The sequence below is a fragment of the Pseudidiomarina salinarum genome (assembly GCF_000753715.1).
In the GTDB taxonomy this organism is placed as follows: domain Bacteria; phylum Pseudomonadota; class Gammaproteobacteria; order Enterobacterales; family Alteromonadaceae; genus Pseudidiomarina; species Pseudidiomarina salinarum.
In genome coordinates this window covers 47837-61761 of sequence record NZ_JPER01000003.1, presented here as the reverse complement: position 1 = coordinate 61761, position 13925 = coordinate 47837, and the positions used below count along the sequence as shown (strand labels likewise).

The 13925-nt window shown below is 51.1% G+C and carries 15 protein-coding genes; 10 read left to right on the top strand and 5 right to left on the bottom strand.

The window, feature by feature from the left end; all coding sequences use genetic code 11:
• Nucleotides 1-33: 33 nt before the first annotated feature.
• Complete coding sequence (locus tag IDSA_RS06515; protein ID WP_034775341.1) at nucleotides 34-1335, bottom strand: outer membrane protein assembly factor BamB family protein; 1302 nt, start codon at nucleotides 1333-1335, stop codon at nucleotides 34-36.
• 89 nt (nucleotides 1336-1424) lie between these two features.
• On the bottom strand, nucleotides 1425-2825 hold the full coding sequence (locus IDSA_RS06510; RefSeq protein WP_034775340.1) for a winged helix-turn-helix domain-containing protein: 1401 nt from the start codon (nucleotides 2823-2825) through the stop codon (nucleotides 1425-1427).
• 491 nt (nucleotides 2826-3316) lie between these two features.
• Between IDSA_RS06510 and IDSA_RS06505 the strand changes: the two genes are divergently transcribed.
• Genes IDSA_RS06505 through IDSA_RS06485 form a run of 5 tightly spaced genes read left to right on the top strand, consistent with a single transcriptional unit; the run spans nucleotide 3317 to nucleotide 8108 of the window.
• Nucleotides 3317-3763 (top strand): CopD family protein, encoded by a 447-nt coding sequence (locus tag IDSA_RS06505; protein WP_034775339.1) that lies wholly within the window; start codon nucleotides 3317-3319, stop codon nucleotides 3761-3763.
• Nucleotides 3760-4470 (top strand): cytochrome c oxidase subunit II, encoded by a 711-nt coding sequence (coxB, locus tag IDSA_RS06500; protein WP_051986136.1) that lies wholly within the window; start codon nucleotides 3760-3762, stop codon nucleotides 4468-4470. The genes IDSA_RS06505 and coxB overlap by 4 nt, the downstream gene beginning before the upstream one ends.
• A complete protein-coding gene (gene ctaD / locus IDSA_RS06495) occupies nucleotides 4463-6964 on the top strand; it encodes a cytochrome c oxidase subunit I (RefSeq protein ID WP_034775338.1) in 2502 nt (833 codons plus the stop codon). Before coxB ends, ctaD begins: the two co-directional genes overlap by 8 nt.
• A complete protein-coding gene (locus IDSA_RS06490) occupies nucleotides 6961-7302 on the top strand; it encodes a hypothetical protein (protein ID WP_034775337.1) in 342 nt (113 codons plus the stop codon). Before ctaD ends, IDSA_RS06490 begins: the two co-directional genes overlap by 4 nt.
• The gene (locus IDSA_RS06485) at nucleotides 7293-8108 is read left to right on the top strand and encodes a cytochrome c oxidase assembly protein (protein WP_034775336.1); all 816 of its coding nucleotides are present in this window, start codon (nucleotides 7293-7295) and stop codon (nucleotides 8106-8108) included. Before IDSA_RS06490 ends, IDSA_RS06485 begins: the two co-directional genes overlap by 10 nt.
• On the opposite strand, the gene IDSA_RS06480 is transcribed toward IDSA_RS06485, so the two are convergent.
• Nucleotides 8105-9052, bottom strand: coding sequence for a hypothetical protein (locus IDSA_RS06480; protein ID WP_126760554.1), 948 nt, complete (start codon nucleotides 9050-9052; stop codon nucleotides 8105-8107). The genes IDSA_RS06485 and IDSA_RS06480 overlap by 4 nt on opposite strands.
• A 228-nt stretch (nucleotides 9053-9280) precedes the next feature.
• On the opposite strand from IDSA_RS06480, the gene IDSA_RS06475 reads away from it, so the two are divergent.
• The 5 genes from IDSA_RS06475 to IDSA_RS06455 all read left to right on the top strand — a co-directional run bounded on the left by IDSA_RS06475 (nucleotide 9281) and on the right by IDSA_RS06455 (nucleotide 12355).
• Nucleotides 9281-9619 carry a thioredoxin family protein gene (locus IDSA_RS06475; protein WP_034775332.1) on the top strand — a complete coding sequence of 113 codons (339 nt, stop codon included), beginning with the start codon at nucleotides 9281-9283 and terminating at the stop codon, nucleotides 9617-9619.
• Between the two features lie 153 nt (nucleotides 9620-9772).
• Entirely contained in the window at nucleotides 9773-10123 is a 351-nt protein-coding gene (locus IDSA_RS06470; protein WP_084694075.1) for an ArsR/SmtB family transcription factor, read from the top strand.
• Between the two features lie 49 nt (nucleotides 10124-10172).
• On the top strand, nucleotides 10173-11252 hold the full coding sequence (arsB, locus tag IDSA_RS06465; protein ID WP_126760571.1) for an ACR3 family arsenite efflux transporter: 1080 nt from the start codon (nucleotides 10173-10175) through the stop codon (nucleotides 11250-11252).
• A 173-nt stretch (nucleotides 11253-11425) separates the two neighbouring features.
• The gene (locus tag IDSA_RS12310; RefSeq protein WP_332248928.1) at nucleotides 11426-11686 is read left to right on the top strand and encodes an ArsC/Spx/MgsR family protein; all 261 of its coding nucleotides are present in this window, start codon (nucleotides 11426-11428) and stop codon (nucleotides 11684-11686) included.
• 3 nt (nucleotides 11687-11689) lie between these two features.
• Complete coding sequence (locus tag IDSA_RS06455) at nucleotides 11690-12355, top strand: NADPH-dependent FMN reductase (RefSeq protein ID WP_034775330.1); 666 nt, start codon at nucleotides 11690-11692, stop codon at nucleotides 12353-12355.
• Here IDSA_RS06455 and IDSA_RS06450 read toward each other — a convergent pair.
• Nucleotides 12352-13662: a type II toxin-antitoxin system HipA family toxin gene (locus tag IDSA_RS06450; RefSeq protein WP_034775328.1), complete on the bottom strand. Its 1311-nt coding sequence runs from the start codon at nucleotides 13660-13662 to the stop codon at nucleotides 12352-12354. The two genes, IDSA_RS06455 and IDSA_RS06450, sit on opposite strands and share 4 nt — an antisense overlap.
• A 3-nt stretch (nucleotides 13663-13665) precedes the next feature.
• Nucleotides 13666-13920 carry a helix-turn-helix domain-containing protein gene (locus IDSA_RS06445; RefSeq protein ID WP_034775326.1) on the bottom strand — a complete coding sequence of 85 codons (255 nt, stop codon included), beginning with the start codon at nucleotides 13918-13920 and terminating at the stop codon, nucleotides 13666-13668.
• Nucleotides 13921-13925: the final 5 nt, after the last annotated feature.

Genomic DNA, 13925 nt, shown 5'->3' with positions numbered 1-13925 from the left:
TATTTCATCAGATAAATTTCTGCGAATAATATCTTACTTATCTGCTTGCCAAATAGAAATTTCACCGGCATTACTGACCATAATTAAGCGGTTATCGGTCCAGATTGGCGAAGCCATAAAACCACCACTGGCAAGAACCCGTGCCATTAAGCCGTATATGCCGTTGTAGTCAGCTGCCCTTAGCTTGCCGTCTTCGCTCATAATCTGATAGGTGTCGTCCTGGTAGGCACCGAGCTCCTGTTTCCATATAGTCGCTCCGTCGGATCTGTTAAGCGCCACAACCTTACCCAGCATCGAACTGAACAGAACGCTGTCATTGAACAGCAGCGGCGAACTGTAATTCCAGCTGTTGATTTCATAGCGCCAGCTCTCGATGCCATCGTTGCGATTAATCGCAATGGCCAGTCCGGTATCAGAACTACCGACGTAAACCTGCTCATGATCAACGGCAACTGTGGTGACCACCCAGGACTTCGCCATGTCATAACGCCAGATTTGTCCGCCAGTTTTCGCGTCCAGGCTATATAGAAAGCCGTCGCGGCTACCAATGTAAACTTTATCATTAAAAACCGCCGGGCTAGCCTGCACACCGATCCAGAGACTGTATTTTTGTTCCGATTCAGTTTCGTGTTTCCAGACCAATTTCCCGGACGCCAATTCCAGTGCGTACACATTGCTGTCCCAGGAGCCGACAATGACATAGTCTTCCCACAAAGCAGGAGAACTGTGAACCACGCCGCCGGTTTTAAACGACCAAACCCGCTCGCCGGTCGTTCGGTTTAATGCATAAATATGGCTGTCGCCGCTTCCAAAAATGACTAATTCATCGGTTACTAATGCAGAAGAGGATAAGTAGTCCCAGGGATCGACTACAGGCTTGTTTTCTTCCATGGCGTTATAACCGTACGCGGCAAAGCGCTGCTCGCCCAGGGTTTCGAAGCGCCACTGAATGCGGCCGGTGACTAAGTTAAAAGCATAGAAAAATCCGTCTTCGCTTAATACGTAGCCATGCGACTGATCTGTGGTCGGTGTGGCGCGGATGCTTCCTTGGGTGGCCAGCGTCCAGTTTATGGTGTGGGTATCCAGGTCAAACGCATAAAGCACACCGTCAAGGCCACCGATGAGCAGTTGCTCATCAACCACGACAGGCGAGGACGTGACTTTCGTGGGGATACGATGCTGCCAAACCGTAGATAATTCAGTTGGGAAGTTCAGCGAAACGGATCCACTGCGCTGATTACTCCCCTTAAAGGTGTGCCAATTTTCTGCAGAAATGGCTGCACTACTGAAAATCATTGCAATGACGCATAGCGCGGCCGTGATTTTGTTCTTCATGACTTTGTTCCCTGAGGTGAAAAGTCATGAGTCTTGATTAGCTGCCGTAGTATGTCCTGAAGATTAAGTAAATATGACCTTAATTTATGTTAATTCGCACGAGTGATATTGCGGAACTCGTTCGCAATGGCAATGAAATCGGGATGTTCATATAAAGGTGCGTAATGCGGGTCAACAAGCAACCATAAGGCTTCCCATTGACGCTGTTCAACGGCTTGCGCTATATAGCGGATAGCGCGTTCGTGATCACCGGCAACCAGGGCGTGCCGTGCGCTCGCGATGGGTGGGCGATAATGGCCCAAATCACCTGACACCAGGTTATCCATGAGACTGCGATGGACTGCAGCAAGACCGCCCCTGTCGAAGGCCTGCTGTAGCCGCGTTCTGTCAGCTTCATTTATCTGAGTTAGCGCCAATAAAGCGTCAAGATGGAACCAGGCCGTGTTCATATCGCCGGCCTGATAAGCAACATGTTGCGCCGAAACGTGCAAATTGAAGCTCGCTGGTTCAGCCGCCAGAATACGCTCGATCTCCTGCTGAGCTGAATCCGGGTCGCCTAACAATAAGTGCAGCCAGGCGAGTGTTGGCGCTGCATAAAATTCCGGATGATGGCGGCGTAGTTCATGTATGGCGCGTTCGACCCAGGCGGCCTCTCCCAGCGCCAGCATCACTTCGGAGAATTGCTGTAAGAACCTGGGCGAGCGATTATCCCGGTTGAATTCGGCCACCAGCATGGTTTTAGCCCTCGCAAAATCCCAGTGCCCGTAAAAATGGATCATGCCCAGTAGCCATTCAGCTTCCGGTAATGCTGGGTCTTCGTCGAGCGCACGCTCTATTAATCCGGTTAGTTCGTCGGCGTGTAACGGGATCTCATGGGGCGATATGCGTGCCAGTTTGGCCTGCGCCAGCCCGTAATATGCTGCCGCATTCGGACCTTCCGCAAGCACATCGCGATATAACCCTATGGCTTTATCTATATCACTTTGGTTGGCCACCAGTTTAGCGGCGTGATTTAACTGCTCAATAAAAGCCGGCGGCGTGGTTGCTGCGTTGGGTACCCCTGACTTTGGCCACCACAAGACTGCGCTTATCACTACCATTGCGCTGGCCACAATACCCGCAGTCAGCCATCGGGTCGTTCTGGTATTGCGCGTCGATGTAGCTGCGATGGACGTAGCTGCCTTAGTGTCAGGCTGCCAGGCATAGCCACGTCCAGATATGGTTTTAATAAGCCTGGTGGAGTCTGTTTGCCGCAGGTATCGCCGCAGTTGACTAATGGCAACAGTCAGGCTTTCGTCAGAAACGATGCGCGGTGCCCATAACTCCGCAATAATGTGGTCACGACTAAGTACCTGCCTCGGATTCAGGCAAAACATTTCCAGCAGTCTGCCTAGCCGGGGCTCAAGCTGAATGCTTTCGCCACTGCTATGAATCAAAACGTAGTCGTCAACCCGATACGTCCATTCGTCGAACTGAAAGCAAGTAATCACTGAATTTTTGCCATTTTTAGGGATGGGTGAGGCAGGCGCCCCGCCGTTATTTGAGTTTAAATACTATTTTTTAAGGAAGAAGACTTATCTTTCATGTACGTAAAGAACTTACATAGACACAAAATAGATAAATATACGGCTGTAAATAACGAGATGTCTCGCAAAAAAGAGTAAAACGAGAATGGTTCTCTAATCAGGTTGTAATCAATCCCATAGTAATAAGAAATTGCACTATGAATGATTATGGTAACGAGAACGATAATTACATTCTTCATAAAGGCGCCTTAAGGTTTCGCTTCAGAGGGCGCTTCCCATTGTGGAAAAAGCCCCTCATGAACTGAACTTATAGTAGCGAATCGCTATTGTGTGGTCTACCGGCAAGTTGAGCGTATAAAAAATAACCGGCAAACCAGGTCGTTACCTTGCAAAAATGCGTTTCGCCTGCAAAGCTGAATACTCTTCTGTATTAGCGCATAGGGGAGTGCTGACACGTGATATGGTTTCTATCGCTTCATATCATTGCTTTGTTATTCTGGGCTGCCGGGATTTTATATATTCCTGTATTGCTGGCCGGGGCGGCTAAATCAGCCGACGAGTTTGAGCGTACCCCCGGCAACCATGACTCCATCGCGCATGTTGTATTCACTTATATAGCCACCCCTGCGGCACTGGTTGCTATGGCGGCGGGCGCCATTGTTGTAATGCTGACCGACGCCGTCGAATTCTGGTTAGCCGCTAAACTCACGCTGGTCACCATCCTGGTGATTATTCATGGGTTGTTAGGGATGTTAATTACCCGCGCGGAACGTCAGCAATACCAGGATCTGCGACTTCTGAGCAGGCTCTCTTCTGTGATTCTGATTCTGGTGATGGTGGGTATTGTCTGGCTGGCATTGTCCAAGCCGGACGCGCCGGAGGCTTTCGCGTGGCCACTATGAAAAAGACATTAGCAGCAGCCACAGTCGCCGCCAGCCTAATGCTCTTGAGCGGCTGCAGCGGGCCTTATTCAAGCCTCGATCCGGCCGGACCCGCAGCCGGGTCAGTGGCCGCGCTGACCTGGGCGATGCTCATCGGTGCCCTGACTATTTTCATCGGCCTCATCTTGCTGTGTTGGTATGCGGTACGTCGTAACAACGAGGAACTCAGCGACGCTGAAGCTCAGCGGATACAAAACCGGTGGATCCTGGCCGGCGGGATTGCCCTGCCGGTGGTCACCATCACCGCGCTGCTGACGTTCGGTATTCCCATTGGTCACAGTTTATTGCCTTTACCTCTCCAGCAAGGGGAAGGGATGCGGATCGATATCAAAGCCCGTCAGTGGTTCTGGGAGGTTTCTTATCCGGATACCGATATCCAGGCAATCAATGAAATTCATATCCCTGTGGATACCCCTGTCGATTTTCATATAAGCAGCGCAGACGTTATTCATTCGTTCTGGTCGCCGCGTCTGGGCGGCAAGATCGATGCGATTCCCGGCCGTACCAATGTATTACGGCTTGAGGCAAATCAAGTTGGTGAGTATAGCGGACAGTGTGCAGAATTCTGTGGTGGTGGGCACGCTGTTATGGGCTTCACCATAATAGCGCTTAGCGCTGAAGATTTTGAGGCGTGGTTACAGCAGGAGGGCGCTGAAACAAATGACTGAACCAGATAACTTGCATCAGCGTTTTGATAAAGTCTGGAGGAACCTGCCTGGATGGGGCGCTTTAGCGGCGGTCAATCATACCTCGGTAGGGCGCCGGTTTATGGTAACAGGCGGTATCTTCTTCCTGATCGGCGGTTTGCTGGCCATGCTTATCCGCACTCAGTTAGCGCTGCCAGACCAGGACACCCTAAGCCCTGGTTTATACAGCCAGATGTTTACCATGCATGGCACGGTAATGATGTTTCTGTTCGCTATTCCTATTCTGGAAGGCGCGGCTATTTACCTGATCCCGAAAATGATTGGTGCCCGCGACCTGATTTTTCCGCGGCTCAGCGCACTGGGTTACTATTGTTATCTGTTTGGCGGCATCATTGTTCTGTCGAGCCTGTTGCTGGGGATTGCCCCTGATGCTGGCTGGTTTATGTATACCCCGCTCAGCAACGCTGAATTTTCGCCCGGTCCCGGCTCGGATTTCTGGTTGCTGGGTATTACCTTCGTTGAAATATCCGCCGTGTCCGCAGGTATTGAACTCACCGTTGCTATATTACGCTCGCGCACACAGGGCATGACACTGAGCAAGATGCCGATTTTCTGCTGGTACATTCTGGTAACGGCGCTGATGATTGTGTTTGGTTTTCCGCCGCTTATTCTCGCCAGTATTTTGCTGGAACTGGAGCGTGCTGCAGGTATGCCCTTTTTTGACGTGGCCGCTGGTGGCGATCCTATTTTATGGCAGCACTTGTTCTGGCTGTTTGGACATCCCGAAGTGTACATAATATTTCTACCTGCCGCTGGCATGGTCTCTACTATTCTGCCGGTTTTTACCGGCCGCCCTCTGGTCGGATACCGCTGGATAGTGATGGCGGTTATTCTGACCGGCTTCATTAGTTTCGGGCTGTGGGCACACCATATGTTTACTGTGGGCATCCCCCAGATGGCCCAGGCTTTTTTCTCCATGGCCAGCATGATGGTGGCCATCCCCACCGCCATTCAGATTTTCGCCTGGCTGGCCACCATATGGACCGGGCGGGTAGTTTACAGCCTGCCGATGTTATGGATATTTGGCTTTCTGTTTATCTTCGTCATCGGTGGCTTAACTGGCGTGATGCTGGCGATGGTGCCCTTTAACTGGCAGGTTCACGATAGCCACTTTGTGGTGGCGCACCTGCACTATGTGCTGGTCGGTGGCATGCTGTTTCCGTTAATCGGCGGGCTGTATTACTGGTTGCCGCATTTTTCCGGGCGTATGCCCTCAGAGCGCCTGGGCCGCTGGGGCTTCTGGCTGACCTTTATTGGTTTTAACGCCACCTTCTTCCTGATGCATCTGACGGGCCTGCTGGGCATGCCAAGACGTTTTTATACCTACGGGGAGGGAGCAGGCTGGGACTGGCTGAATCTCCTTTCTTCAGTGGGGAGCTTTGTGATTGCTACAGGTGTTGCCATGATCATTATTGATGTGGTGCTGCACTTTCGTTTTGGTCGCAAGGCCGGCTCCAATCCCTGGAATGCGGACACGCTGGAATGGGCTACCGGGACCCCTCCGCCGATGTATAATTTCGCCAGTCTGCCCGAGATAAAAAGCCGGCATCCTTTGTGGAATCAACCGGAACTACTGGAAAGTATCCCGGCGGGCGAACACGGTTTAACGCAGATAGAACACGGCCGGCGTGAAACCTTTGGTACCGATGCCATTACCGGCAAGCTTAAAGAAGTGATGCTGTTGCCGACCAATTCATGGTTGCCGCTGATCACCGCGGCCGTCCTTGCCGTGTTATGTGTGAGTCTGCTGGTACGCAGTTATACGGTCGCTATGGTAGCTGCCGCCGTTGCTGCCGTGTTTCTGTTCCGCTGGAGCTGGGAGAATGGCGGTCACCCGAAAGCGGCGCCGCTTGGTGATAAAGAGCCCGAAGAAGCGCCTTTGCAATCACGCACCACCGATGGCTCGGGCTTATGGGGTATGGTGATTACCCTGCTGGCTGACGGCGCCTTATATTTAGCCTTGTTATTCGGCTGGTTGTACTTATGGACGGTAGCCCCTAACTGGGCGGTACCGGACGAGTCACCCATCTCATTACCCATGATGGCGCTAAGTGGTCTGCTGTTAACCGGTGCCACCTGGTGGTATAGCGGCGCGGTGAAAAAGCTGAAGGCCGGCAACGATAGCGGGCTGGAAAGCCGGTTCTGGGTGGCCACCGGGACAGGGGCGGCGCATCTGGCGCTATTAGCCTGGATTACTTTTGCTTCACCACTGGCGACCACTGAATATACCCATGACGCCGTGCTCTTTGTGATGCTGATGTTTCTTATTTTCCATAGTTCCATCACTGTCATCGCAACCGGCCTGCAGGCGCTGCGCGTTCGCTTCGGTTATGTGAGTAAAAAGCTGCCTTATGAGCCGGTCGTGTTAAGACCCATGTGGATATTTACCCTGGCGATCTTCTGGTGCAGCGTGGCGTCATTCTTACTATTACCCATAGCCTGGGGGCCGGCATGAAAACACTGCGTGCTCACCCGTTACATCTGTTTTCCGGATTGCTGATATGGGCCGTGTATTACGTGGTGCTTTACGGAGGTCAGGGGGCCGGTTGTGCAATCGCGCCGCCGCCTGCCGAAGCCGGATCATCGACCTGGCTGAATGCCGTGCTGTTGTTGCATACCCTGGTGTTCGCTACCTTGTTGCTTTATTTGGCCTGGCTGGCCTATCGTTCTACGCCGGCTGAACGCGGTAATGCGCGCTTTCTGCTGAGAACTTCAGCGGCACTTTATTTACTGGCAGCCGTTGCAACGCTGGCGATTGGTCTACCAAGCGCGCTACTGCCGCCATGCGTCTAGCTCTTGTTATTGCGGCGCTGCTGGCGTTAGTGGCGCTTTGGATTCCGGTGGCTTTTGCTCATAACCCGGTCACCAGTGACGGTCAGGAACGATTAGCTTCCGGCCTGACTGCGCTGGCGGTGGGGATCTTCTGGCTGATGTATATCCTGGGAGCCAGGCGCAGCCCCACGCGTACCTGGCGTCGGTGGCTGTTCCACGGCACGGCAATCATTACTCTGATGACCATTCTGGGTCCGCTGGACGAATGGGCGGAAGTTAGCGCCGCCGCCCACATGACCCAGCACATGTTTATGATGGTGGTGATAGCGCCACTGTTCACGTTTTGTAAGCCGCTGCCGCAGTTATTTGTGGCCTTTGGCCGACATGGGCGGCGCTTCTGGGGCCTTGCTTTCAAGATTACCCGCTACCCCATGCTATGTGCCTACCTCCACGGGTTTATGATCTGGTTCTGGCATATCCCGGTCTTTTATATGCTGGCGGTGAACGACCCCTGGGTGCATGTATTTGAACATGCCTGCTTTTTAATCACCGCCGTCTGGTTCTGGTGGTCGGTATTGTACGCCAACGCCCGCAAAGCCCCGTTTGCGTTGCTGGCGCTGCTTTTCACCCTGATGCACACCGGGTTCTTAGGAGCGCTTCTAACCTTCGCTGGCGCACCTTTATATGGCGAGGCCCGCCATCTGCAGGACCAGCAACTGGCTGGCCTGATCATGTGGGTGCTGGGCGGCATTCCCTATATCGCCGCCTCTCTGTGGGCGGGCAACCGATGGTATAAACATCTAAATCGGCGGATGTTGTCGGGTTAGGGTACCAATGCTTCCAGCTCATTTTTAATACTTTCACAATAAGTGTTGCTTGAAAGTTGTGTGCCCCGGCGGTAGCAATGTGGACTATCACTCAACGTGGCATTGGCAAACTGCATATAACCGTCCAGTTCACCATCAAGCAAAAAGAAGCGAGTATTGGGTTGCCCTTGCATCCAGCTTAAGCCAAGTTGGCGACGGTCGCTTAACACATGAGTGACATTCAAAGACTCATTACCACTGGTCTGCGTGAGAGTTGCAGAACTGCCTACGCGTTCGCTGTTTTCGTGGCGACTTATCCGGTGGTAGTAGGTGGCTCTCGGTTCGCTGGAAAAACTGGAAGTCGACATATCCTTTCTGGTGGCCTGCAACTCGCCATCCGGTACGCCATTTTTCATCGTGCCTTCGGAGCGGCCTGTTACTTTCGTCGCGGTTGAAAAATCTGGGCTCAGGAAGCTGAAGTCGTAACTATATAAAGCCACAAACTCTCCCTGGAGCTTACGCTGATCGCAAGTACCGCTTATGATCCTAATCTCAGGAGCTGATTCAGTGCGCGTGCCATGTTGTGCTTCGTTTCTGAGTACCTGCTCGCGGCCTTCAGCGCTCATTTGAAACATCACCCAGGCTCTGGTATCCGCATCAAGATCACAGGCTATCGGCTGCACATTTGCGGGCTGCAGATAATTATCTACATCGTTATTCGCCCGGACTCTCAAGCGCTCTTCATATTCAGCAGCCTGTTCACTCGGCATTTCCCACAGCTCTGCCCGGCTGGTGCCCGCCGTTCGATACTCTTCGAGGGCGCGCTGCATCACCCTTTCCTCATGCATAGCCTTAGCACGCTGGAGCTCCTCGTGCGTACCCGTGCAGCCCCCCACCGCTAAGGTTGTCAACGCTACAGTACATAACGTAACGCTGCTTCTTTTGCCTGAGAACTGGATACGCATAAGTGTTTCCTCCGTAGTATGCAAAATCTGCATTTGTTCAAAAATTGTTTGCCTGTAAAGTTCTAGCACAGCTTCGGTGTAAACGCGAAAATCAGCCTGCTTTAACCTTTGCCTTTGAGGCGCAGCCATCGTTTCGCTGGAATAATACCACCTGTCAGAGCATGTCGAATGTGGCCGCCATAGGCTATAATCTGCTCTATCAGTACAGGGATTAAAGGAGTAAATGGCATGACAACCAACGATATTGGTTCTAACTCTGAGTACACAGAAGAATCATTTACATTTGAACAAATTAGCGAGTTACCCGGCGATACTTTACTTGATTTTGGCGCGCCCTGGTGCGGACACTGTCAGGCAGCAAGCCCCGCGATAAAAGAAGCTGTAGCTGAGCATTCAGGGCTGCGTCATATTAAAATATATGACGGAAAGGGCAAACGACTGGGGCGTGCGTTCAGGGTAAAGCTCTGGCCGACTTTGATACTCCTACGCGATGGTAAAGAAGTGGATCGTCTGGTGAGGCCATTAACTGCTGACGAGGTTCGCGAATTAATCTCGAAACTCAACTAAAAGCCTTTGTTCTTATTTTCCCCAGTTTTCAACGTCCTTGAAGCTCCTACCAGCTGCGGCTGACTTCCCGGCACCGCAAAAAACACGCACCGCTTGCATACAAACCGAACACATGCGAATATCCATATATATTAAATAATGAATGTGTTTATTATGAATACTGTGCAGTTTTATAAATGCCTGGCTGATCTCAATCGTTTAACCTGCCTTTGCCTGATTCAGGAGGCTGGAGAAGCTTGTGTTTGCGAAATAACCGATGCGCTGAGAATCGATCAGCCAAAGGCTTCGCAATATTTGGGTCAATTGCGAAAGTGTGGGCTGGTTACGAGTGAGCGCCGGGGGAAGTGGATGTACTACCGGATTTCACCTGAACTACCCGAATGGGCCAGTATCGTGCTTAAAACAACGCTCGAGAACAACAGAGCCGAATTTGAACAGGCTTTCAGTGACTTCAGGGAAAGCACCAAACAATTAAGTCAGCGCGCAAATCAGCATTCAGTTTAGGGAAACTACTATGACAAACCCGTTAAAAGCACCCTCAGTAGTCGAAGGCATGGGTCGATTTGAGCGCTACCTGTCGTTGTGGGTGGCGCTGGCGATTGTGGCCGGGGTGCTGCTGGGCCAGTTCGCTCCCTCCATACCAGAAAACCTGTCCCGCTTTGAGTACGCGCAGGTATCCATACCGGTGGCGTTGTTAATTTGGGCGATGATATTCCCAATGATGCTACAAATCGATTTTACCTCGGTGAAGGGCGTACGGCGGCAACCTAAAGGGCTTATTATTACCACCACGGTGAACTGGCTGATTAAGCCCTTCACGATGTTTGCAATTGCCTGGTTTTTCTTCAAGGTAGTGTTTGAGCCTTTTCTCACTGCCGAGACGGCAAACCAGTACCTGGCGGGAGCAATTCTTTTAGGTGCAGCACCCTGTACTGCGATGGTATTTGTCTGGAGCTACCTCACTCGCGGTAATGCCGCCTATACCCTGGTGCAAGTTGCAATCAATGACCTGATCATGCTGGTTGCGTTTGCGCCGATCGTGGTTCTGCTGCTGGGCGTGTCAAACATCCAGGTACCATGGGACACGGTTTTACTTTCGGTAGTACTCTATATCGTGATTCCGTTAGCCGCTGCTGTGTTAGTGCGACAGGCGGTTATTAAAGCCCGTGGTAACGAGTGGTTCAAAAATGTATTCATGAAACGGATTTCTCGCGTTACACCTGTTGGTTTGATCGCGACCTTAGTGTTGCTGTTTGCGTTTCAGGGCGATGTGATAATTACCAAGCCGCTGCATATTGTGCTGATAGCGATTCCGCTAATCATTCAAACCTTCCTGATTTTCTTCTTGGCTTACGGGTGGGCAAAGAAATGGAAAGTTCCTCATGACGTAGCAGCGCCAGCCGGCATGATTGGTGCCAGTAACTTCTTCGAACTAGCGGTCGCGGTTGCGATTGCCCTTTTTGGACTGCAATCCGGCGCGGCTTTAGCCACTGTTGTCGGAGTGTTGGTGGAAGTACCACTCATGCTGGCGCTGGTTAGAATTGCGAATAAAACACGTCATCACTTTCCGGCAGAATCTCCTGGTCGTGACTATTCAGCGGCTGCTGAAACCAGTTATCTGAGGGACAAGTAATGATAGTAATTCACCATAATCCCGACTGCGGCACATCCAGAAATGTACTGCAAATTATAAAGGATGCAGGTTATTCTCCCACTGTCATTGATTACCTGAGCGAAGGATGGACCAGGCCGCAACTGATGGCGCTCTTTGCCGCCGCCGATCTAACCCCCAAATAGGCGCTGCGGGTGACCAGGTCACCCGCAGAGGAACTGGGTTTACTTAACGAAAATGTCCGTGAGGACGAACTTCTGGCCGCGATGCTCAAATACCCGGTATTGGTGAACCGGCCTATTGTTTGCACACCAAAAGGCGTCAAGCTGTGCCGACCCAGTGAGACGGTGTTAACACTCATCGATAAGTGGCCTGCGGGACCCTATTTTAAAGAAGATGGCACGCTGGTATTAGATCATGAAGGCAATCTCGTGAAACACGAAACAACAGGATAACTTATGAACATACTCATTTTTCTTGGCAGTGTCAGACAAAGTTCACCACCAAAACCGGCGCGATTGGGTGAGCGAGTGGCGTTAGCCTGTCAGCGCGTGTTACGAGCGAATTTTCCAGACAGTACTATCGAACTTATAGACCCGCTGGACCTCGAGATGGAGCCGGTTTTCAAGCCTCACTTCGCTTACGCAAGCCAATCTGCCCCACAACATTTAAGTGAGTTAGCAACTAAGATCGAAGCCGCCGACGGCTATGTTATGGTTAGTCCCGAATATAACCATTCCATGAGTCCAGCATTAGCAAATCTTCTCAATCATTTTGGTGCATCACTATTCTCATACAAACCCAGCGCCATCGTGACCTACTCGGCAGGGCAGTGGGGTGGCGCAAGGGCGGCGGTTGGCTTGAGAACCTTCCTGGGCGAGCTCGGCTGCTTACCCGTATCGGCTATGCTTCATTTACCAAAAGCGCACGAAGTATTTGATACCGAGGGCAACTATCAGGACTCTGTCAGTGATAAAGAACGCTGGGACAGTTACTTTAATCGTACTTTTTTACAGTTGCATTGGTGGTGTGAGGCAACCAGGAACCAACGTGAAATTCAGGATCCTCACAACCTGATCAGCGACTTCAAGCAAGCGCCCAGTCAGCGTAACGCGCCGGATTAACGCGCGAGCCGCTGTGCATATCTGCGCATGCCATCGAAGATCGGATCAGCAATAAAGCTTGGGAACGTAGCGGGTAATTCACTGGTAACTGTTTGTATAACGTCTTCCGTTCGAGCAGCCATTTCATCCAATATTCCATTCATGGAATCTTCACTGAAGCCGACTTCTTTCGCTGTCGCCAGAAAGTGCTCGCGACGAATCATACGACATTCGTACTTTCTTTCCCGACTACCTTTGAGAGACATGGCTAGCTTGAGATCTTTTTCGTGTAAGCCCTTTTTACTAATGGCAGGAAAAGCTGACAAGATGTCATACAGAGGGGTGAGACGATATTGGCTTCCTCGCTCAATAAAAATTGAAAAGTTCTTCGCATGACCGTCGGTAGCCCCCAACAACCAAAATAAAACCTGTGCGCGCATAAACACATGGCGGTCTTCTTTGGGATTGCCTGAGCCCAGCAGTTCTTTCATGATTGCTGCGATTGTTGGGCCGCCATCAGTTTCATATTTTCTGGCCGGCGAGGTACCTGTGACCTGGCAGAAATCTTCTTGGGGAAGACGCATAATCCATGAACCATCTGCGCTGAGCTTGCGATCAAAGCGTTCCACGGCGAGTGCTTTCATGCCGTCGGGTGTGATGATCTCGCAATTTGCCGCGTCAAATCCGTAGGCTTTGGCGATTTTCAAGCACAAGTATTCATTTTCAACGCTGTGCTTCATGTCGATGACGCGGTCATGTGACTGAATTTCGCCAATGGGTAGCTTGATAATATAAGTTGTCGGCGTTGCGTTATGCGGTAAATGCCACTGTCCGTTGTGAAATAATAAGGCCGTTTTCTCTTGCGCTCCGGCAAGTGAGATACGAAAGTCGCGCTCGTCCTTTAACATGCCTAGCGGGGTTTTAGATTGATATCCCCTCAGGATTTTGCCAACTTGCTTGTCAGTGAGTGGGCTGGCTTCAATATGTTTAATATTGGGCGGTGGAGAGTGGTGGGGAACCAGCTGAATGGCACCAACGCAATCACGTCCGATTTGCGCCAAAATATCAAATGGCTCGGTCGAGTTAGCCTGGAAACGAGCGACAATGCGTTCACGAATTTCACGAGAGTCAGGAATAAGGTTGTCAAAATAATTATAAACTTCTGGTCCCTCGTACCGGGTGCTTTGAAGCGGTAATGACATGGATATGCTGCGTATTCCGGGGGATACCAACCAGTTTTTGTCATAGGTGAACTGATTCGCCCCGCTTCGCGTTCGGGTATATTCGCCAACCTTAATGCCGTTCATATAAACATCAAGCTTGTCCATGGGTTACCATCCTTCATTCCATTGAGAGGCATCGTCGTTTTGTAATTCGTTACGAGTCGTTATATCAATTTTCAGGTTCAGAGCCGCCAGAATTTTGAAAACGGTTTCTAATTTACAAGTCTCAGGGTTATTTTCGAAATTCGAAACGGTAGCAACGCGGATGCCGACAAGCTCAGCAATATTTGCCTGGGTGAGACCTTGTTTATTTCGGTAGTCTTTTACTAAGGTACTCAGCTGCTCGGGTCGGGTGATATTCATGATTC